Here is a 21,820-nt window from a genome sequence, read left to right on the forward strand (position 1 = left end):
AAGGTGTGCACGAAAATTCGTACTTTTGCGGCAACACTACTATATATAAGGAAACATAATGGAAGCATTCGCACTCGACACTACCGAACAATATCTGCTGGCCGCTACCGGCATCCTGTTCATCGTTCAGGCCCTCTACTACCTTGCCCTCTACAACCGCATCCACCTGCGCAGCCGCAAGGCACGGCGCGAAGAACTGCACTTCTCGCAGGAACTGCCGCCCCTGTCCGTCATCCTCTGCGCCCACGACGAGGTGGAGAACCTGCGCCGCAACCTGCCCGCCATCCTTGAGCAGGACTATCCGCAGTTCGAAGTCATCGTCATCAACGACGGCGAGAAGAGCGAAAGCGAAGATTATCTGACCCAGCTCGAGGACCGCTACCCGAACCTGTACCACAGCTTCGTGCCCGACTCTTCGCGCTACATCAGCCGCAAGAAGCTGGCCGTCACGCTGGGCATCCGCGCCGCCCGCTACGACTGGCTGGTGCTGACCGAAGCCAACTGCTGCCCGCAGAGCAACCAGTGGCTGCGCCTGATGGCCCGCAACTTCACCTCGCGCACCGAAGTGGTGCTGGGCTACAGCGGATACGAGCGCGGCCGCAGTTGGCTGCACCGCCGCGCCGCCTTCGACGGCCTGTTCACCGCCATGCGCTACCTGGGCTTCGCCCTGGCCGGCAGACCCTACATGGGCATCGGCCGCAACCTGGCCTACCGAAAGGACCTCTTCTTCAATCAGAAAGGATTCTCCGCCCACCTGAACCTGCGCCGAGGCGACGACGACCTCTTCATCAACCAGGTGGCCCGACGCGACAACACCCGTGTGGAAACCGATCCGGCTGCCATCGTCCGCATGCAGCCCCTGCTCCGTACGAAGGACTGGCGCGAAGAGAAGATAGGCTATGCTTCCACCGCCCCCCTCTACCACGGCCTGCAGCGCTGGCTTCTCGGGTTCGAAACCTTCAGCCGCCTGCTGTTCCATGCCGCATGGATAGCGACGGTCGTCCTGGCTGCCCTGCATGCCCACTGGCTGGCGGCAGGTCTCGGCTTCCTGCAGTTTGTATTCCGCTTCGTGATGCAGGCACTCATCATCAACATCACGGCCAAAGATCTGGACGAGAAATACCGCTACTACCTGCTCCTCCCCGTCCTTGACATCCTGCAGCCGCTCCAGTCCCTACGCTGGAAACTCTACTGCCTCTTCCGCGACAAGCGGGAGTTCCTGCGGAAATAAATACGTTGCACACATCTTGCAGACAGGTTGCAGATATCCTGCAAATACGTCGCATACTTCCTGTAAATGCGTTGCACACATTCTGCAAGGCACATGCAGCTGCACTGCAAGGCACATGCAGCAACACTGCAAGGTACATGCAGTAGCACTGCAAGGCACCCGCAGTGGCACTGCAAAGCACCTGCAGAACTTTTGCAGCGGTACGACAATGAATATCAACCAGTTATAGAATCGGAGAAAATGCGGCCGGACGGCATTATTCGTAACGCATGGAGTCGGCCGGACGGATGCGCGTGATGAGATAGGACGGCCCCACCAGCATCAGTACCGAGGCCAGCAGCGTGCCGGCATTGAGCAGCAGGAATATCCACAGGTTGAAAGAAACGGGAACCGTGTCCATATAGTACGTGGCAGGATCGAGCTTGAAGAGACCGAAACATCGCTGCACGACGTAGAAGGCCAGCCCGATGACGTTTCCCCACAACATTCCCCTTCCGATGAGGAACACCGAAAACCACAAGAACAGGTGACGGATAGTACGGTTGTCGGCCCCGAGCGACTTCAGCACGCCGATCATCGACGTACGCTCGATGATGATGATGAGCAGCCCCGATATCATGGTGAACCCCGCCACACCGATCATCAGCACCAGAATCACCCAGATGTTGACGTCCAGAATGCCGAGCCAGGCAAAGATGCCGGGATTGAGCTGTTCGATGTTGCGGGCACAGAACTCCTGCCCGTAACGGTCGGTCTTCCCCTCCAGGGCGGAAGCCAGCTCCCAGGTGATGTCTTCCAGGCGGCTGTAGTCGTCCACCGTCAGCTCCAGCCCGCTGAAGCGGTCGGCCTCCCAGCGGTTCAGACGGTTCACCGTGTAGAGGTCGGTCACGAGGTACAGGTCGTCAAACTCCGTCAGATTGGTCTGATAGATACCTGCAATGGTCAGGCGGCGGGCCCGGATATCATCCTGAATGAAGTACGTGTCCATCTTGTCGCCCAGCTTCAGCTTCAGCTTGTCGGCCAGCGAGCGGGATACAACCACCCGGTTGGACGAAGCCGTGTCGCTGAACTGGGGCATCTCGCCCTCCAGCAGGTGACGGCGGAAAAACTCCGTATCATAGTCCGGCCCGATACCCTTGAGCAACATGCCCTGAAAAGCCTCGTCGGTCTTGATCATGCCCGCCTTGAGCGAATAGCGCTGCACATGGCGGATGCCGGCCCCGGCACGGAGCGAGTCGAGTTCGGCCGCCGTCATCGAGACGGGCAGCGACTCGTAGAGGGAACCGGCATTGAGGTTGGTAATCTGTATGTGCGCCCCGAAACCTGCAATCTTGTCGCGCACCTCCTTCTTGAAGCCGACAATGACCGAAACGGCCACAATCATCACCGCCAGTCCGATGGCGATGCCGGTCATGGCTATCAGTACCGCCGGGCGCGATACCTGCCGGGCGGGGTCGTTGTCACGATAGATGCGGTGGGCAAGAAAAAATGGCAAGTTCATAACCTCATTCCGTTCTTCCGGGATATGCTTCCAAAGCTTTCTGAAGTACAAAGAGGGCACGTGTCAGGTCTTCCTTCTTCAGCACGTAGGCGATACGCACCTCGTTACGTCCGGCACCGGGCGTGGTGTAGAAACCCGAGGCGGGCGCCATGAACACCGTCTGCCCCTCATACTCGAAGTCGGACAGACACCAGGCACAGAACTTGTCGGAATCGTCCACCGGCAGCTTGGCCACGGTGTAGAAAGCTCCCATCGGGATGGGCGAATAGACACCGGGGATGCGGTTCAGCCCGTCGATGAGGCACTTGCGCCGCTCCACATACTCGTCGTACGTGTCGCGCAGATAGTCCTCGTCCGCGTCGAGCGAGGCCTCGGCAGCAATCTGCCCGATCAAAGGAGGACTCAGGCGGGCCTGGCAGAACTTCATCACGGCGTCGCGGATTTCCTTGTTCTTCGTAATCAGCGCTCCGATGCGGATGCCGCACTCCGAATAACGCTTGGACACGGAGTCGATGAGCACCACGTTCTGCTCGATACCCTCCAAATGGCAGGCCGAGATATAGGGCGAACCGGTATAGATGAACTCGCGGTACACCTCGTCCGAGAAGAGGAAGAGGTCGTACTTCTTCACCAGGTCGCGTATCTGGTTCATCTCGCGGCGGGTATAGAGATACCCCGTCGGGTTGTTGGGATTGCAGATGAGGATGGCACGCGTGCGCTCGTTGATAAGCTCCTCGAACTTCTCCACCTTGGGCAGCGAGAAACCTTCCTCGATGGTCGTGGCGATGGTGCGTATCTTGGCACCGGCCGAGATGGCAAAGGCCATGTAGTTGGCATAGGCCGGTTCAGGCACAATGATTTCGTCGCCCGGGTTCAGGCAGGCCATGAAAGAGAAGAGCACCGCCTCCGATCCGCCCGAAGTCACGATGATGTCATCCGCCGTCAGGTGGATGTTATACTTCTCGTAGTAGCCCACCAATTTCTCGCGATAGCTGCGGTAGCCCGCACTGGGACTATACTCCAGCACCTTGCGGTCGATGTTGCGGATGGCGTCGATGGCCACCTGCGGCGTGGGCAGGTCGGGCTGTCCGATGTTCAGGTGAAACACATGTATGCCCCTTTGCTTGGCGGCATCGGCCAGCGGAGCCAGCTTGCGGATGGGGGATGCAGGCATCTCTGTCCCCCGGATGGATATTTTCGGCATGGGTCTTGATCCTTTTTTACAGTTTAGAGGTTTGCATTTGCTGATACTTTCATTCCAATCATTTAGAAACTGCAAATGTAGCGATTTATTTGATACCACAGGAACGCTTGGCATAAAAACTTTAAAAACCTTATCTATATTAAAAACGTTATGCTATGTGGAAAGAAACTCTTACCTTTGGATATACAAAAACGTCAATTATCATACCATGGTCATCAATCTCATAACATTTGCCTCGCTGCTCCACAAGCAGGCTTCCGTACGCAGTTCGCACGAAACCATTCTGGCCGAACTGGAAAAATATTTCACCGTCAATCTTGTCGATTACCAGCAGATGGGCCGCCTCACCCCCGACGACTTCAGCGTCCTGTTCATTGCTACCGGTGGGGTGGAACGGCTGGTCATCCAGCACTTCGAACAACTGCCCCGCCCTGCCATCCTGCTGGCCGACGGCATGCAGAACTCGCTGGCTGCCGCCCTCGAAATATCGTCGTGGCTGCGTGCCCGCGGCATGAAGAGCGAAATCCTGCACGGCGAACTGACGGAAATCATCAAGCGGCTGTTCGTGATGTACAACAACTTCAAGGCCCAACGGCAGATTTCGGGTTCGCGTATCGGCGTCATCGGCACTCCCTCCAGCTGGCTCATCGCCAGCAACGTAGACTACCTGCTGGCCAAGCGCCGCTGGGGCGTGGAATATGTAGATGTGCCTCTCGAGCGTGTTGTGGAATACTATAACGCCATTTCGGACGAAGAGGTGGGCGACGCTTCGGCCCAACTGGCCGGTCAGGCTCTGGCCTGCCGCGAAGCCACTCCCGACGACATGCTGAAAGCCATGAGAATCTATCGTGCCCTCAAACGGATAGCCGAAGAAGAGAAACTCGCCGCCCTGACGCTGAGCTGCTTCCGCCTGATTGAGCTGACTGGTACTACGGGCTGTCTGGCCCTTTCGCTACTGAACGACGAAGGCATCATTGCCGGATGTGAGGGCGACCTCCAGTCGGTCTTCACCATGCTGGTGGTAAAGACACTCACCGCCCAGTCGGCTTTCATGGCCAACCCGTCGATGATCAACGCACGTACCAACGAAATTGTACTGGCCCATTGCACCATTGGCCTGAAACAAACCGAGAAATTCATCCTCCGCAGCCACTTTGAAACCGACCTGAGCATCGGCATCCAGGGACTGCTTCCTACAGGCGACGTAACCCTCGTAAAGTGCGGCGGTGAATGTCTGGATGAGTACTACCTGACCACCGGTACACTGACGGAAAACACCAATTACCTGAACATGTGCCGCACCCAGGTACGCGTCCGCCTCAATTCGCCGGCCGACTATTTCCTGCGGAACCCGTTGGGCAACCACCATATCCTGCTGCACGGCAATTACGAAACCGTCTTCAACGAGTTCTTCCAGGTAAATTCCTGCAAACGGACGGAATGAGAGGGCGAGCGGTTAGCGGTTAGTGGTAAGCGGTTAGTGACCATCCGGATGGCATACTAACCGCTAACCGTTCACCGCTAACCACTAAACATCACTCATCGTGCAACGCCTCCGCCGGCTGTATCTTCATGGCCCGACGGGCGGGATACCAGATACCGGCCACAATAATCAGCCCCAGCAACAACAGAGCTGCCAAGAAACATCCTGCAAAACGTCCCCCTGTCACGTCTGTCAGGGTATGGACGGTGAGGTCGGCCAACTGGATGTTGAACGCCACCACCAGAGCCGGCACGGCAGCCATCATCAGCAGCATGAGTCCTTCCGACACGAAGTAGGTCATCACCTCCCGACGACTGCTACCCATAGCCATGCGGAGCGCCACCTCACACCGCCGCTTACGGGTGCGGTACCAGAAGGTGGCAAATACACACAGAAATACATTGAACAGAAAGAAGGCTGCCACGGCATAGACCGTGTTCAGATAGTTCACCGTGCCTTGTTGCAGGTCGTAGGCCGTCTTCATGTCGTCGTACGAACGAATGTGGTCCAGATAGAAGATGCCGCGGTCGAATACCGGCTGCATGTCCTTGCGAAAGCGTTCGGCAAAGCCAGCCACGTGGTCGGGCGACACACGCAAGGCCACATGCTGCCAGAAGAGAGGACGCTCGACGGGCAGGTAAATCAAAGGCTGGTAGCGCGCATAGTCATCCAATTTCTGACGGGGCAGGACGGCAGCCAGCCGGTAGTTTGTCACCGGACGGGCCGACTTCAGATAGTAAGGATTGAAACAAGTCTTGCCCACGGCATCGGCCACCCGAGGCTGGTGGAAAAGGGAGTCGGCCAGGTCGGCACTCATCAGTACCGGTACGGGATATTCGGCAGGTGACCAGTGAACCTCATCCAGTTGCCCGGCCAGCGGTTTCACACGGAACACCTTGAAGTAGGAAGCCGAAACGTAACGAACGAAACAAGCCACCGTATGGGTAGAATCGGTATGCGAGGCATATCCTTCGAACATGGCCTCGTCGGTGTAGGGAATGCTGCCATGGTAACTGCATACCTCCTCCACACCGGGATAATCCTTGATCAGGTTGTACAGGTAAGTGAAGTCCTCCCCTGCCCGACGGTTGTCGGTATCGTTAATGACTTCCAGCGGTTTCGTTCCCACCGTCAGGTCGAAGACACACGAGGTGTCATACCCCTTGGGATGACGGGCCGCACCTTCATAATTGTACACCAGGTCGGCACCATACCACAGCAGTACGGTCACGATGCACAACTCCACCCACAGCCACGCATTGGCGCGGCGCTGGTTCCATATCTGACTGAATATTTGTTTCCACATGGTTTTATTCTCCTCCTGTTAAAGTATAAGCGATACTGCGTCGGACTGCCATCCAGGCAGGCAGCAGCGTAGACAGCGCGTTGAAGACGAAACAAGCCGCCAGTACGGCCAGGAAAATGGACGGGCGCAGCAACAGGTCTCCTCCCAAAACAATGCCTTCGATTCTGACTCCGCCCGTACCGAAGAGCCAGGTACTGCCTGCCACCACCAGTACACACGACAAGGCGTAACCCAGCACACCTCCCATCAACGTAGTGCCCAGGCTTTCGACAAAAAGATGGCCGATGATGTTGGCGTTCGAGGCACCATAGGCCTTGCGGATAGCTATCTCGCCCAGACGGTTCTGCATCTGCGCATGGACCAGCCCCGAAATGCCGACAGCCGGAACAACCAGCAGTACAACCAGCAGCAAGGCATAGACCAGCCGAGCGTCGATACTGCTGCCGCGGAAAAAGGTGTACTCCGTATGCGTATACAGACGAGGGTCTTTCAGCACGTACTCCAGGCCCTGGCTGTTGAGCTGTTCCATCCGGCGGTTTACCTCAGCACGCACCTGGGCGGCCGAGGTGCCGGGCGACAGGTGGAGCACGGAGTAGCGGTATCCAATCAGGCCGCCAGTATCGGTGGCCGGACTGAGGTTTTCTTCGTTGGTCAGGGTAAACGGCTCCCATACATCGGCGTAGGCAGTCTGGAAGATGGAGCTGACGTCATTCACCACGCCCACCACGCGCGCCTCCTGAAAATCCAGCAACAGCTGTTTGCCTACCGCCGCAGAAGCCCCGCCGAACAGTTGGCGTGCCAGGCGTTCGCTGATAACGATGAAACGGCGCACGACACCGTCGTCACGGTTGCGCACCAGACGCCACTCGTCGTCGGACGGCTCAAAGGCGGCACGGCCGGCGTCGTACTCGGACCGGGTGAAAGGCCGGCCCGCCACGAAGTGATAACGGAAGAAATCGAACCAGTTGGCAGCCACAGGACGAAGCAGCACGGAATGTCGGTCGGATGAGGCAGGCAAGGCACACAAGGCCGATTGCAGCCCGCCGTGCCACGTCAGTTCATCCACACCGGGCAAGTCATCAAAAAAAGCGTGGAAGGCAGTGGGTCCCAGTCCGCGGTAACCCCACATGTTCGTACCGTCGGGACGCATGCACTGTGTACCATCGTTGTAAAGCATACGGCTGCGACGGGTCTCCGGCGCCACATTGGCCGTACGAAAGTCGTAGACCATCACCACCACCATGATGAAGGCAATGGTCACCGCCGTACCCGCCACGCACACTGCCGTATAAAAGCGGTGCTGGTCCAGCACGCGGAAGAACGACCGAAAATTGTGTAACAAAGAATGTTTCATTTTATTTAGTGGTTAGTGGTTAGTGGTAAACGGTGAGCGGTAAACGGTGAGCGGTGAGTAATATCATCCGGATGGTATACTAACCACTAACCACTCACCGCTAACCGCTACCTATCACTCATCATGCAACGCCTCCGCCGGCTGCACCTTCATGGCACGGCGGGCAGGATACCACACGCCCACCACAATCATCACGGCCATCAGTAGCCACGATAGCACGAGGGCGAACAGGAAGCGGGAAGCATCGAAAGGAAGCTGTGTCACATCCACCAGCTCGGCCACGCCGATGTTCAGCGCGATGATGGCAGCGGGCACGGCGGCCAGTGTCAACAGCAACAGTCCCTCGGCAATCAGACGCACGAAAATACCCCGGCGCGTACTGCCCATCGCCATGCGGAGAGCCACCTCCTTGCGGCGGTGCTGCGTGCGGAACCAGAAAGTACCGATCACACCCAGGAAGATGTTGAGCAGCAGGAAGCCCAGGATGCAGAGCTGCGTCTTGACTTCGTTCACCTCCTCCAGTTCGCTGATGTATTGCAACTGGGTGAAGGGCTGGATGTCGAGTATGTAAATGTTGCCCACACGGTAAAGACGGTCGGCATCGGCCATCAGCGCGTCCACAAAGCCGTGATCGGCATCGGGCTTCACGCGCAGGCTCAACTGCAGGTAAGCGGGATTCTCATATTGCACCATCACCTCGCGCGGGAAATCCGCAGCCAGGAAGGGCCCACCCCACTGGTCGGACGTCTCGAAGTGATTCCAGCGCATCGGCTCGGCAATGCCTGCCACACGCAGACGGTTGTCGCTGTCCGACTTCCACAAGGGTAACTGGCGGCCCAGCAACGGAGTGGCATCGGGCAAACCGAGCGCGTCATAGCGGGCAGTCACGTTACGCGACAGAATCATCGTACCCGGCCCCAACACAGCGGCCAGCGAGTCGGAGCTTGTGGTCCGCACCGTCTTTCCATCGGCTCCCTGCACGGCTGCACCTTGAATGCGGAACAGACGCATATAATCGGGCTGCACCAGACGGAGCATGGCGTAAACGGAAACCGTATCTACAAAGGTCTCAATGCCGTTGCTGCCGTTATTGTAGGGAATGCTGTTCTGCGAGATGGCCACCGCTTCCACGCCGGGACGGTGGCGCAGGCGTTCGGCTATCTCCAACAAGGCATCCATGTCGTCTTCCGCCGTATGGCCATCCTCGTAGAGGGCAGAGTTCGGAGTCAGCCGGTTCACCGTCAGGTTATAGCAATGTTCCGTATCGAAGCCCATCGGGGCGAAATAGACACGGGCCGTCGTGCAGCACCAGTCCACGATGTACCACAACACCACGAAGACAACCAACAGTTCCAAGGCGAGGAAGAAGTTGCTCCGCCATTCGTTTCGTATTTGAGTAAATATTTTCTTTTCCATCATGATTGTGTTTTCCTTCTATACATCCTTATCCTTCCCTGCCATTAATGGCCTCCACTATGTTCATCCGCGATGCCCTCCAGGCGGGGATACCCGCACTGAGCAGGTTCATCAGCAGGCAGAAGGCAAAAGCGGCCAGGAAAATCCACGGGCTGAGCAATTCGCCCGCCGTCAGACTGGTTTCGCCGGACAGATAGGCGTTGGTAGAGTTGCCGAAGAGGAAGCCGTTCAGCACGAAGGTGGCGGCATAGCTCAGCGCCAGCCCCAACAGGCCTGCCAGGCAGGTCAGCAGCAGATTCTCCAGGAACACCTGGCGCATCAGTTCGTTGGCCGTGGCGCCGAAGGCCTTGCGCACTCCGATTTCCGCCATCCGCTTCCGCATCCGCGACAGGGTCATGCTGCTCAGGTTGATGGCGGGCACGATGAGCAGGATGAGCATCACCATCACATAGCGCAGTACCACGCCCTGAACGTCGGGTTCCTGGCTCCACGTGCGGTAGAGGTGGGTGAACTGTGTGTCGGGCTGACCACGGTAGAACACCTCCACGCCCTCCTGCGCATCGTTGTACTTCTGCCGCAGGCGCTCACATTCCTCACGGATGGCGGGGAAGTCGGCGCGGCTGCGGGCCAGAATGACGGCACGCATCGGTCCCATCAGATTATAGCCCCACGAGTTGGCCTCGGCATCGCCAGCCGTGTAGGGTATCCACACCTGGGCATAGGCGTCCGTGGCCAGCATGGAGACATCGGCCACCACGCCGCACACCTGGAAGTCCACATGGTTCAGTTCTATGTGCTGTCCGCTGACATCCGTACGCCCGAACAGGCGGCGGGCCACCGAAGCAGCAATGACGGCACGGGGCAGGCCGCTGCTCAGGTCGGCCACCGTGAAAGGTTTGCCGTCGAGGAAGCGGAACTGGAACACTTGCCAGAAGGCCTCGTCGGTCTGCACCCTGTCGGCCGTCATCTTGGCCCCGGCAGGCAGCGAAACGCGTACCTTGCCGGGATTCGATACCAGCGTGACAGCCTCGGCCGTGGTCAGCGTCTTGAAGCATTCGCGGCCGGTCTGCACCGACATGCTCGAGTTGGCGGAACTGCCGCTCAAGTCGCCCTTGGCGCGGTAGGACATATTGGGCACATAGAGCGAACGGCTGCGGTTCACCTCCGGCTCGCAGTCGGCTACACGCACCCGCAGGGTGATGACGATGACCATAATCATGCAGATGGAAAACGCCGTGCCCAGCACCGATATCCAGCTGATGACGGGGTTCTCGCGCAGGTGATAAACAGCTTGTTGAATATAAAGTCGTAACATTTTTAACGGTTAGGGGTTAGGGGTTAACGGTTAGGGGTTAGTGGTTAGCGGTCAGCAATCATCCGGATGGCATACTAACCACTCACCGCTAACCACTATCTATCACTCATCATGCAGCGCCTCGGCCGGCTGCACCTTCATGGCTCGGCGGGCAGGAAGCCCGATGCCGACACCGATCATGGCGGCGATAAGGACAAACGTAGTGACAGCACAGAAAGCCAGACGGGGCCACTCCAGCGTAGTGCCGTTGCGCCAGCTGTTCAGCTCGAAGTGGGCCAGCACGATGTCGATAATGACGGTAGGCACGGTGACAATCAGCAGCAGGAAGAGACCTTCGCTCATCAGACGGCCGAACACCGCACCGTCCGTAGCGCCCATCGCCTTGTGCAGGGCAATCTCGCCGCGCCGTTGCTGCGTGCGGAACCAGAACGTACCGAGCAGTCCCAGGAAAATGTTGAGCAGCAGGAAGCCCATGCCCACAACCAAGTTGCGCATCTCGCTGGTCTCGCCTTGCTGGAAGCTGTGGCGGATGTCCTTGAAGCTCCTGACGTCGCTGATGTAGAGATTGCCGATGCGGAACTGCTTCTCGCTGTCGGCCTTCAGGTTCTCCATAAAGTTCTGGTCACGGTCGGCACGGACGCGGACACAGAGCTCATTGTCAGCATGAATCCAATCATCCGACAGCAAATTCATATTGAACACCATGGAATAGCTGGAACGTGCCTGACTGAAGTCGTCGTAGCGCACATTCTGCAAGGCGGCGCCCAAACGGTACATCTGGGCCGTATCCCCGAACAGATAGAATTCCTTCTTGCCTACCAGCGACGTCATCGGGACGCTGTACTTGCGATACAGGTTGTCCGAAGCCAGGAAGTCGCCCCGCTCCAATATTTCGGCCAGCTGCTCGGGCGTCTCGCCACGCGCCCCCTGGTAACGGAACACGCGTACGAAGTCGGGCGTCACAATGCGACGGATGGTCCAGCGGGGTGCATGAAGCGTGTCGTAATCCACTTCCGCAGAGCCGTTACTACCATTATAAGGATAGGAATTTTGCGACAGGCTGACCGCCTCCACCTCGGGGCGGCGGCGCAGGCGCTCCACCAGCTCGCGCACTTCGTCGGTCTGCTTGTGGGTATCGCTATAGGGTGTATAGTCGGGACTCTTGTCGGTGAGCACGCCCATGGTTATCAGGTAGCAATGCTCCGTGTCGAAACCGCGTGGCTCCATATAGGTGGCCAGGCGGCAGTAGAGCAGGTCGATGATGTACCACATCACCACGCTCACCACCAGCAACTCCAGCGCCAGCCACAGGTTGCTGCGCCACTCGTTGCGTATTTGGGTAAATAGTTTCTTGTTCATAATATAATCCTATTTTATACATTCACATCACTGCGCCTTGCCGTTAATCGCCTCCACAATATTCATCCGCGACGCCCGCCAGGCAGGAATGCCGGTGCTGAGCAGGTTGAGCACGAAGCAGAAGAGCAACGCCCAGCCGAAGGTGGAGGCATGTATCAGGATGGAGGCATCGACCACGGGCGGATTGAGCGTAGTGTTCCAGCTCTGCACAAAGAGGGTATCGCCCAGCAGGAAGGCAAAGAGCAGGCTGATTATCAGCCCCAGCACACCGGCCAGCAGGGTGACGATGAAGTTCTCGCCCAGTATCTGCCCCAGCAGTTCCATGCGTGTGCAGCCGAAGGCACGGCGCACCCCGATTTCCGCCACGCGACGGCGCAGGCGGCTCTGCGTCATGCTGCTCAGGTTGATGGCAGGCACGATGAGCAGGATGAGGAAGATGATGAAACGGGTCCGGCGGGCAGCCGTCACATCCGGCTCCACATTGGCGCCGGCTGCCAGGGCATTCTTCTCCTGGTCGTAAGGACGGTTGCGGTTGATAATTTTATAACCGTTCTCGCCTATCACCTTATTGAATTCGTCCAACCGCCGGGCTGCCTCCTCGCGGATGGCAGGGAAGTCGCTGCGGTCGCGCGCCAGGATGGTGCAGCTCATGTCGCCCATCACGCCGTTCTCCCACGTATTGTTCACCTGATCGGTCGAGGTATAGGGAATCCACACCTGCGCGTAGGCCGTCTCGGCCAGCGTCGATACGTCCTTCACCACGCCGCACACCCTGTAGGGCGCATGGGCCAGCAGGAATTCTTTTCCCACGGCCTTCGTCGTGCCGAACAGCAGGCGAGCCACACTTTCGGTGATGACGGCCACCGGCCTGCCGGCATCGAACGTGGCCTGGTCGAAAGGCTTGCCGTCGGTGAAGGCGAAGTCGAACACCGTCCAGAACTGGCTGTCCGTCTCGCGCACATCGACCGCCGTAGTGGGCTGGCCGGGCAGGCTGACCGGCTGGGGCAAGGAATAGACCACATAGACGGTGACGGCCTCGGGCGTCGTCAGCTTGCCGTAGATTTCTTTCAGCGTAGTTGCGCTCCACGGGCCGTTGCTGTTGCTGTCGCCCCACGCTTCGTTGGTGATGCTGCCCCACTTCACGTGCAGGAAGCGGTCGCGGTTGCTTTCGGGCGCAAAAGGCTCGACCTGCACCTGCTGCATCATCACCACCAGCATGATGAGGAAGATGGAAAGGGCCGTACCCGCCACCGTCACCCCGCTGATGAGCGGCTGCTGGCGGAGCTGCGCCCAGGCTTGTTGGAAATATTGCTTGATCATACGTCGTTATTGAATAAAGAATGTGCCCACGGCTGCGGCAAACGCCAGCACCAGCGCTACGATGATTCCTATGATATTTGTATTCATTGTCTGCTGTTTTGTCGGTTTGTCACACGTTATCCTATCTGGCGTCCGTCGAAGAACTGCACGGTGCGGCTGGTCAGCTTGGCCTGTTCGCCGTTGTGCGTCACCATCACGATGGTACGTCCGTCGTTGCGGTTCAGCTGGTGCAGCAGTTCCATCACCTCGGCACCCATCTTCGAGTCCAGGTTACCTGTAGGTTCGTCGGCCAGGATGATTTCGGGATTGCCGATGATGGCACGGGCGATGGCTACGCGCTGGCATTGACCGCCGGAGAGCTGCGTGGGCATGTGGCGCATGCGGTGCGTCATGCCTACCTTCTCGAGCACCTCTTCGGCCAGGCGGCGGCGTTCCTTGGCGGAGACCTTGCGGTAGAGCAACGGCAGTTCCACGTTGTCCAGCACGTTGAGCGAGTTGATCAGATGGAACGACTGGAAGACGAAGCCCAGTGTCTTGTTGCGGAAAGCTGCCAGTTCCTTGTCCTTCATGCCCTCCACACGCGTACCGGCAATCTCGATGGTGCCGCTGGTGGGCGTGTCGAGCAGGCCCATGATGTTGAGCAAGGTAGACTTGCCGCAGCCCGAGGGGCCCATGATGCTGAGGAACTCACCCTTCGAAACGGTGAGGTTCACATTTTCCAACGCTTGTGTTTCAATCTCGTCTGTACGGTAAATCTTGTTGATACCGGTTAATTTGATCATGTCCATAATTGTATGTTGTTTATAGTTATTGTATTCTTTGTTTGCACCACAGAGGGCACAGAGTTCTCTGTTTTACCACAGATTACGCAGATTAACACAGATTTCATCGATCCTTCTGTGATAATCTGTGTAATCTGTGGTGTCTCATTCACCATAGTGTGGTGTCTCATTCACCATAGAGAGAACAATGTTACATTTTTCTCCTCTGTGAAACTCTGTTTTCTCTGTGGTGAACTTAATTCAAAAGTCGTGCCAAAACCAGCCGTTCCTGATAATCTGCAAGTTAGCAAAAACGCAGGTGTCCGAAAATGAACACCCTGTCCGATTTTGGCGGACAGCCGCTCCTCATTTGTCCGCCCTGCCCCACCCCAACGGAAACTATCGGCGGGGAAGAGAGGAAGCAAGCATCTGATAATCAGAAAGAAGAGTTTCTACCCCCTTCTCACAGGCGGGGAAAGTCTTTCCCTCACCGAGGGAAAGGTCTTCCCTTTAAAAGGGAAAGGCTTTCTCCTTTAAAGGGAAAGGGTTTCTCACGGCGTGAGAAAAGGCGTATCACGTCGGGAAAAGAGAAGTCCCGTGCCGGAAGACCGGCTCCCCAATGCAGGGACAGCCGGAGCAGGTACTCACTCGTCTCTCAACGCCTCGGTAGGCGGAATGCTGCTGATGCGGCGGGCCGGGATGTAAATACCCACCAGCACCACAACCAGCAGAATGAGGTAGATGATGAGCGACACGATGGCAAAGTGCTGCCCGAAGTGGTCCACCCAACAGGGCATGGTGCTATTCATCCAGGCACTGCCCCGATGCAGTCCCTCGCTGAGCCCGTATTGCAGGTAGAGGAAGCAGCCCGCCAGCGTGGCCACCGTCGTGAGCACCATGCCCTCGCCCAGCAGCTGGAGGCGGATGCGGCGCGGTGTGGCGCCGTAGGACAGCATCACGCCCACTTCTTCACGGCGCGTGCGCGTCTGCAGCCAGAAGGTACCGATGACACCCAGGCAGAGGTTGACGAGGAAAAACAGGGCGATGCTCAGATTGCGGCGGTAGACCGACGTGGAAGTGAAGAACTCGCCCGAGGCAATGAGGTCGTCGTACGACTGGAGCTCGCGGGCATAGAGATTGCCCGCCCGCATCTGGCGGAGCATCCACGGCTTGAACTCATGCAGGAAGCGGTCCATGCTGACCCCGTCCTTCAGGCGGATGACGATGTGCATATCCTCCAGTGCCGAAAGGATGTCGGGATGCAGCTCGGGCACGAAGGCCACAGGGATGGGGCGCCAGTCGTTGGCATACTTGAAGGCCTCCACCACGCCCACCACCGGGTTGTAGAGCGTATCTCCCTGCCGGGTTTCCCAGCAGCGTTGCCGGTTGTAGGCGCGGGTGTGGAACAGCCTTTCCATCGCGTCCTCGGTCACGACGATATCCGATTCCTGGTAGGCATAGTCCGATAGCTGCTGCGCCGTCGGGCTGCCCTGCCCAGGGCGGAAGCCATACGTCTCGAAGAAATGGGTGTGGGGCCAGAAATAAACGTGCAGGACGTCGAGCTCCGTCGAGTCGCCCTCCGCCGTCAGGGTAGAACTGCTGTTTCCCATCGAGCCCGGATAGACAAAGGAGACGAGCGGCGTAGCCTGCTCCACATCGGGATGCTGGCGGGCCCGCTCCACGAGGTTCAGACAGGCCTGCATCATCGAGGCAGAGTCGGCAGCCTGGTCGTCATAGCCCGACGCCTGCGGTTGGAGTGCGGCCACAGACACCATGCAGAGGCGGTCGGCATCGTAGCCAAGCGGAAGGTGACGGTCGTAGGTCACCACAATGACGGGGTCGAAGATAATCCATGAGAGGACAGCGACCAGTATCAGTTCGGCCAGCAGCCAGCCGTTGCGGCGGCGACGGGTCCATAGGGTTTTAAGAATGAGTCTGAACATAAAGGAAGTATTTTAGGAGTTAAAGGAGTTAGAGAAGTTAGAGAAGTTAAAGCCGATAGTCTTGTAAACCATTCAGCAGAGTATTGACTTTAACTTCTAACGAAGTGATAACTTCTCTAACTTCTTTAACTCCTCATGATTCATTTATCTTTTCTCATACAGCGAATAAACAATCGGTTTGCGGAGCGACATCCACGCCGGCAGGAAGGCCGACAGAAGGTTCAGTGCCAGGCAGAGCAGGAAGGCGATGCCAAAGACGGCAGGTGCAAAAAGCATCTCGCCCGATACATAGGCATCGACACCCTGCGGCACAACTTCAGGCCACTGGTCGAGCAACGTGAAAACCCATTCACGTCCTACATAGACAACGATCCATGCCAATACCAATCCCAGCAGACCACCTGTCAGTGTCAGGAAGAAGTTTTCCCACATCACCTGCGAAAGCAGTATGTTGCGTCCTGCGCCAAACGACTTACGCACTCCCATCTCGGGCAAGCGGCTCTCCATACGACTGGCAATAAGGCCGCTCAGGTTGAGGGCAGGCACCAATAACAACACCAGTACCACGACGACCAAATAACCCGCCGTCTTCCAAGGATTGAAGTCGGCATCCGATGGATGACTTTGGAAAACGCTGAGCCAGTGCGAAGTTGGCTGCTTCCACAACTCCAGCTGCCACTGATCCTTGTACTGCAGGTTCACCCGCCTCGTCAGGTCTCTGATTTCTGCCCGCAAAGCATCAGCCTGTGCCTTGTCCTTCACAAGAAAAGTGACGGAGAAAATGCCACTATACGGGAACTGGTCTGAATACGGTTTCGTATAATTTCCGAAAACCGAATAAGGCAAATAGACCTGAGCATACGACTTCGAGGTGAGATAGCTGGCACCGCGTACCACACCGCACACACGATAGTTGACATAATCCAACGAAAACGAACGTCCGACAACATTTTGGGTCGTACCGAACAGACGACGCGCCAGGTCATCGGAGATCACAGCCGTATGGATGCCACTTGCCAAATCGGAATCGGTGAAAGGATTTCCTTCCAAAAAGCGGAATGAGTAGATGCGGAAAAAGGCTGGATCTGTAAGCTTTAAAGCCACTTTAAAGTCACCGCTCAAATCGGTAGGCTGTATGTAAAAGGATTCCCATGCCATAGTCCACAATGGCAGAAACTGCCTCTACGTTCTTTAACGGATACATCCACTCCTGCACAGCCTGAAACGACAGTCCAGCCTGAACGGTATATCCCTCCGAACGAAAACTGGCATGAGTCAGATACAACGTATTTTCCCGGTTTACCTCGGGATACACAGGTGCCAGCTTCACATAGTAAACCACCGCCACAATCACCGTCATGGCGATAGCCAGCCCCGTACCGGCAATGTAGAGCGTACTGAACAGGCGGTTCTGCCTGAACAACGCAAGGGCTTGTCTGAAATAGGTCTTTAGCATCATGTTTCGGTTTTATATTTATTCTTCCCTCAACGCCTCCACCGGCAGCGTACGGGCCGCACGGCGTACAGGGATATACGTTCCGACCAGCGCTATCAGCATCAGAATAATGTAACTGAGAGCCAGTACTACGGTGAAATGGAAACCGAAACGGTTTTGCCCGTAGGCGGGATTGGGCACGAAATAACTCCTCATCTCTACCATGTACAGGCCGTTGGCATGGGCATGGTAAAGCAGGAAGGGGACGACCAGCACAAAGGCCACCGTCAGCAACAGCCAGGCTTCGATGAGGAACTGCCGCACGATGCACCCCTGCGAAGCGCCCATGCTGCGCATCACCCCAATCTCGCCGCGACGAGCATTGCTGCGTATCCAGAAAGTACCCACCATGCCCAGGAAGATGCAGAGCAGGGCGAAACCCGTCAGGGCGTATTGCAGGCGGAGCTTGTTGGTGACGCCGCTCTTCATGGCATAAGCCTCGCTCAGCTCCGAAAATTCCTTCAGGCTGTCGAAGTAGAAGTTGCCTACGGAGAGCTGCGGCGCCACTTCCTGCCGAAAACGCTGCTTGAAGGCTGATGCGTCCACACCCGGCTTCAGACGGAGCACGAAAGGATACATCCATGCCATATAAGGACTCCCTTGCATATCATCATACATACGGACAATAAGTGGATAGGGTTGCTCATAGTCGCGGTGCTTGAAATCGCGGAACACGCCCGCCACTTCGGAAGGGGTATCACCCTCATAGACTTTTCTCCCTACGACATCGGCCGTACCAAAAAGACGCCGGGCCAACAGTTCGGAAATGAAAACCTTTCCTTGTGTTTGTTCAGGCAGTCGGATGTCACCGCCCGTACAGGCATCTTTCATACCGTAGGTGCGGAGCAGGTTACTGCCATCAAGTGTTATAAAATTGTACCACTGGGCATGCACGTATCCTTCCCTCTTGTGCAGGGAGGCAGTATCGGCAAAGACTTGCGTACCGCTCCACGAGTTACTGTTGGGGAAGCTTTGATTGGCGGAGATAGACCAGCTGTCCACCTCGGGCAGCTCGCGCACGATGCGGGCAATACGGCGGTAGGCCACCAGATTCATCGAGTCGGAAACCATGTCAGGGTCGAAGTTGCCGTTCGTCTCGTCGTACATGCCGATGTTCACCACGTAAAGCCTTTCGGGGTTATACCCTCGGTCGATGGTACGGTTGGCGGTCAATACATAGATAGGGTCGATGACGGTCCAAAGGAAGAAACTGACGACCAGCAGTTCCAGGAATATCCAGGCGTTCTGACGACGCTGGTTCCATAGTTGGTGTAAGATGGTTTGAAGCATGAGATTTTATCTTTTCGTATTCAACGATTCCATAATCGGGTGGCGCATCGCCCCCAGCGCAGGCACGAGAGCCGACACCACATTGAGCACCACACACACGGCCAGCGCGCTGCCGAACACGGCGGGATTGAACAGCATCTCGGGCGTGAGCGAGGTGGAGAGCGAAGTGTTGTAGATGTTCTTGTCGAACAGCGTCAGAATCCAGTCGCTGGCCGTCAACACAATCAGGTAGGAGAACAACAGGCCTGCCAGACCACCCAGCAACGTGAGCAACAGGTTCTCGCAGAGCACCTGCTCCAACAGGCGGCGGCGCGTAGCCCCGTAGGCCTTGCGGATACCCAGCTCGGCAATGCGGCTGTCCATGCGCGAGGAAATCATGCCGCTCAGGTTCAAGGCAGGGATGAAGAGCAGGGCCAGCAGGATGTAGAGGAAGTCCTTGGCCAGTTCCACCGTGTCGGGCGCCTTCTCCACATCCTGGCGGAAAGTGCTGAGCCAGTATGGATCGGGTTGCCCCATCAGGTCGTATTCATAGTCCTTGTCCTGCTGGGTATAACGCCGGAACACATCCTGCACCTCGCTGCGCACGGTTTCGAAGTTCTCCGCATCGTCCACCAGCAGCGACACAAACACATTGCCCAACAAACCGAACCGATCCAGTTCTTTGGAGATATACTGCACATTGAGCAAGGGCAGCCACAAGTCGCCTGCCGTCTCGGGCGTAGCATTGGAAACATCCCGCACTACGCCGCACACGCGGTAGTCGCGCCCGTTGAAACTGAAATGACGCCCCGTCACTCCCTCGACGGCGGCAAACAACCGCTTGGCCAGCGACTCACCGATGACGGCCACTTGCGCCTTGGCCTCCACATCTTCCTGCGTGAATGGCTGGCCGTCAACAAAACGGAAGGAAAAGACTTTCCAGAAAGCGCCGTTGGCAAAACGGGGAGTAGCTTTGAAGGGCTTTACGTCTGTGGCAGACACCTGATAATCTCCCCAAAAATCAATCACACTGCCCGCCACCTGCTCCACATGAGGCAATCCCGGCAGCATCTGGTCCACGACATAATAGGCCACGCCACCGTTGATGGTCCAGCTCTCGGGCTTGTCCTTCGGGTAGCGCTTTATCGGCTTCAACACCAGCGTGCGGTCGCGGTTATACTCGGGATAGACGGGACCGAACTTGACGTAGAAGATGATGAACAGTGTCATCACCAGCGCGATGGACAGCCCCGTGCCCACCACGTAGATGCCTGTAAAGAGGCAGTTCTGCCGCATCAGGGTCCAGGCTTGTTTGAAGTAGTTTTTCAGCATAGCTATGTTTTTGTTTGTTTCACCACAGAGGGTGCAGAGTTTTTATTGAGTTCACCACAGATTACACAGATTGACACAGATTGTGGATTATCTATGATTCCTTGGTTCACTTCAAATTATACAGACTATACAAATACGTTGCACAAATCTGTGACAATCTGTGTAATCCGTGGTGCAACATACACATATTTCCTCTGTGAAACTCTGTGTACTCTGTGGTGAGCGTTTCTTATTTCTTCAGTTTCAGCTTGTTCTTGTTCTTATACTGGCTCATGTCGCTCACCACCACCTGGTCGCCCGGTTTGAGGCCCGAAATCACCTCGACGTACTCGAAGTTGGAGTCGCCCAGCTGTACCTTGCGCTTCACGAGCTGACCTTCACCGTCGCGTACAAAGAGGTCGTACTCGCCACGGCCCACATAGTACGAAGCGTTGGCCACGCGCATCACGTCTTCCTTCACGGCGTTCATCACGTAGACATCGGTCTTCAGGCCCGAACGCAGGCGGCGGTTACTGTCGTCCTCCAGCTGCACGGTAAAAGAGATGACACCGTTCTTCGAAAGCGGGGTGACACTGCTCACCTGCCCTTCCAGCTTCTCGCTGCCAATCTTCACGATGGCGCGCCCGCCGGCTGCCACACGGTCGCCGTAGGTATCGGCTATCTCGCCCTCCACCTTGAAGTGGCTCAGGTCGGAGATGACGGCAATCTGCGTGCCCTCGCCTACCTGCGCACCAATCTGGTTATTGATATAGGTAAGGATGGCCTTGCGGGGCGAACGCACCTGTGCGTCGTCCAGCGTACGCTTGGTTTCGGCCAGGCTCTTGCGGAAGATGCTCAGGTCGAGTTCCTGCACCTTGTATTCGGCAGCCAGCACCTCCTGCTCGTTCTCGTACTGCTGGCGGAGCTGTTCCAGTTCCAGCTGGGCCACGTTGACACTCAGTTCGGCCTGACGCACCTTGTCGGTAGTACCCGAACCGAGGCTGTCCAGATACTGCTCGTTGCGCAGCTCCACCTTCATGCGGTTCAGCTTCATCTCGGACACCTTGATCTGCATGGCCAGGTCTTTCAGCTTGGTTTCGTTGTTCACCTGCAGCTGCTGCAGTTTGTAGGTACGCATCTGTTCCTCGTCGAGCTGTTTCTTGTACTCGGTCTCGGCGCTCTGCAGGTCGAGTTTCAGGATGGGGGTACCCACATCCACACTGTCGCCACCCTTCCTGTATACTTCGAGGATGCGGGTATTGATGGGCGAATTGATGATTTCCTCGAATGCCGGCACCACCTTGCCCGAGGCACTGACGCTGACCTCGATGGTCCCCTGGTCTACCTGCGAGAAGACAAGGTCCTTCTCCTTGACTCCCGTCCGCATCAGCGAGATGAGGACACTGATGACCACAATACCCGAAGCGGCCACGATGCCGTAGCGGATCCACTTCTTGTTGCGCTCCTTGCGGCGCACTTCTTTCGGAATTTCTCTATCCATATATCTGTTCTTAATGTTTATATTTTCCTTGCTTCACCGGTCTGCCGGTGC

17 protein-coding genes are annotated in these 21,820 nt (G+C 56.9%); 2 read left to right on the forward strand and 15 right to left on the reverse strand.

Annotated features, from left to right (window positions below):
• Positions 1 to 58: 58 nt before the first annotated feature.
• Positions 59 to 1,231, forward strand: coding sequence for a glycosyltransferase (locus RDO88_RS03925; RefSeq protein WP_307758119.1), 1,173 nt, complete (start codon positions 59 to 61; stop codon positions 1,229 to 1,231).
• A 256-nt stretch (positions 1,232 to 1,487) separates the two neighbouring features.
• Here the strand turns inward: RDO88_RS03925 and RDO88_RS03930 are convergent, their stop codons facing one another.
• Positions 1,488 to 2,732, reverse strand: coding sequence for an ABC transporter permease (locus tag RDO88_RS03930; RefSeq protein WP_307758120.1), 1,245 nt, complete (start codon positions 2,730 to 2,732; stop codon positions 1,488 to 1,490).
• A gap of 4 nt (positions 2,733 to 2,736) precedes the next feature.
• A complete protein-coding gene (locus RDO88_RS03935) occupies positions 2,737 to 3,936 on the reverse strand; it encodes a pyridoxal phosphate-dependent aminotransferase (RefSeq protein ID WP_307758121.1) in 1,200 nt (399 codons plus the stop codon).
• Positions 3,937 to 4,144: 208 nt separating this feature from the next.
• Between RDO88_RS03935 and RDO88_RS03940 the strand changes: the two genes are divergently transcribed.
• A complete protein-coding gene (locus RDO88_RS03940; protein WP_307758200.1) occupies positions 4,145 to 5,380 on the forward strand; it encodes a fucose isomerase in 1,236 nt (411 codons plus the stop codon).
• Positions 5,381 to 5,471: 91 nt separating this feature from the next.
• On the opposite strand, the gene RDO88_RS03945 is transcribed toward RDO88_RS03940, so the two are convergent.
• From RDO88_RS03945 to RDO88_RS04005, 13 genes are all read right to left on the reverse strand, one after another.
• A complete protein-coding gene (locus RDO88_RS03945; protein WP_307758122.1) occupies positions 5,472 to 6,725 on the reverse strand; it encodes an FtsX-like permease family protein in 1,254 nt (417 codons plus the stop codon).
• 4 nt (positions 6,726 to 6,729) lie between these two features.
• Positions 6,730 to 8,079 carry an ABC transporter permease gene (locus RDO88_RS03950; RefSeq protein ID WP_307758123.1) on the reverse strand — a complete coding sequence of 450 codons (1,350 nt, stop codon included), beginning with the start codon at positions 8,077 to 8,079 and terminating at the stop codon, positions 6,730 to 6,732.
• A 114-nt stretch (positions 8,080 to 8,193) separates the two neighbouring features.
• A complete protein-coding gene (locus tag RDO88_RS03955; protein WP_307758124.1) occupies positions 8,194 to 9,498 on the reverse strand; it encodes an FtsX-like permease family protein in 1,305 nt (434 codons plus the stop codon).
• 25 nt (positions 9,499 to 9,523) lie between these two features.
• Entirely contained in the window at positions 9,524 to 10,810 is a 1,287-nt protein-coding gene (locus RDO88_RS03960) for an ABC transporter permease (protein ID WP_307758125.1), read from the reverse strand.
• Between the two features lie 102 nt (positions 10,811 to 10,912).
• Positions 10,913 to 12,169, reverse strand: coding sequence for an FtsX-like permease family protein (locus RDO88_RS03965; RefSeq protein WP_307758126.1), 1,257 nt, complete (start codon positions 12,167 to 12,169; stop codon positions 10,913 to 10,915).
• 27 nt (positions 12,170 to 12,196) lie between these two features.
• Positions 12,197 to 13,489 (reverse strand): ABC transporter permease, encoded by a 1,293-nt coding sequence (locus tag RDO88_RS03970; RefSeq protein ID WP_307758127.1) that lies wholly within the window; start codon positions 13,487 to 13,489, stop codon positions 12,197 to 12,199.
• Positions 13,490 to 13,605: 116 nt separating this feature from the next.
• A complete protein-coding gene (locus RDO88_RS03975; protein WP_276863191.1) occupies positions 13,606 to 14,271 on the reverse strand; it encodes an ABC transporter ATP-binding protein in 666 nt (221 codons plus the stop codon).
• A 623-nt stretch (positions 14,272 to 14,894) separates the two neighbouring features.
• On the reverse strand, positions 14,895 to 16,193 hold the full coding sequence (locus RDO88_RS03980; protein WP_307758128.1) for an FtsX-like permease family protein: 1,299 nt from the start codon (positions 16,191 to 16,193) through the stop codon (positions 14,895 to 14,897).
• Between the two features lie 144 nt (positions 16,194 to 16,337).
• Positions 16,338 to 17,243, reverse strand: a complete 906-nt coding sequence (locus RDO88_RS03985) for an ABC transporter permease (RefSeq protein ID WP_307758129.1) — start codon at positions 17,241 to 17,243, stop codon at positions 16,338 to 16,340.
• A gap of 61 nt (positions 17,244 to 17,304) precedes the next feature.
• The gene (locus RDO88_RS03990; RefSeq protein ID WP_307758130.1) at positions 17,305 to 17,652 is read right to left on the reverse strand and encodes a hypothetical protein; all 348 of its coding nucleotides are present in this window, start codon (positions 17,650 to 17,652) and stop codon (positions 17,305 to 17,307) included.
• 15 nt (positions 17,653 to 17,667) lie between these two features.
• On the reverse strand, positions 17,668 to 18,978 hold the full coding sequence (locus RDO88_RS03995) for an FtsX-like permease family protein (RefSeq protein WP_307758131.1): 1,311 nt from the start codon (positions 18,976 to 18,978) through the stop codon (positions 17,668 to 17,670).
• A gap of 6 nt (positions 18,979 to 18,984) precedes the next feature.
• Positions 18,985 to 20,289, reverse strand: a complete 1,305-nt coding sequence (locus RDO88_RS04000; RefSeq protein ID WP_307758132.1) for an ABC transporter permease — start codon at positions 20,287 to 20,289, stop codon at positions 18,985 to 18,987.
• 229 nt (positions 20,290 to 20,518) lie between these two features.
• On the reverse strand, positions 20,519 to 21,769 hold the full coding sequence (locus RDO88_RS04005; RefSeq protein WP_307758133.1) for an HlyD family efflux transporter periplasmic adaptor subunit: 1,251 nt from the start codon (positions 21,767 to 21,769) through the stop codon (positions 20,519 to 20,521).
• Positions 21,770 to 21,820 lie beyond the last annotated feature (51 nt).

It is taken from the genome of uncultured Mediterranea sp., assembly GCF_902493215.1.
Taxonomy (GTDB): Bacteria; Bacteroidota; Bacteroidia; order Bacteroidales; family Bacteroidaceae; genus Bacteroides.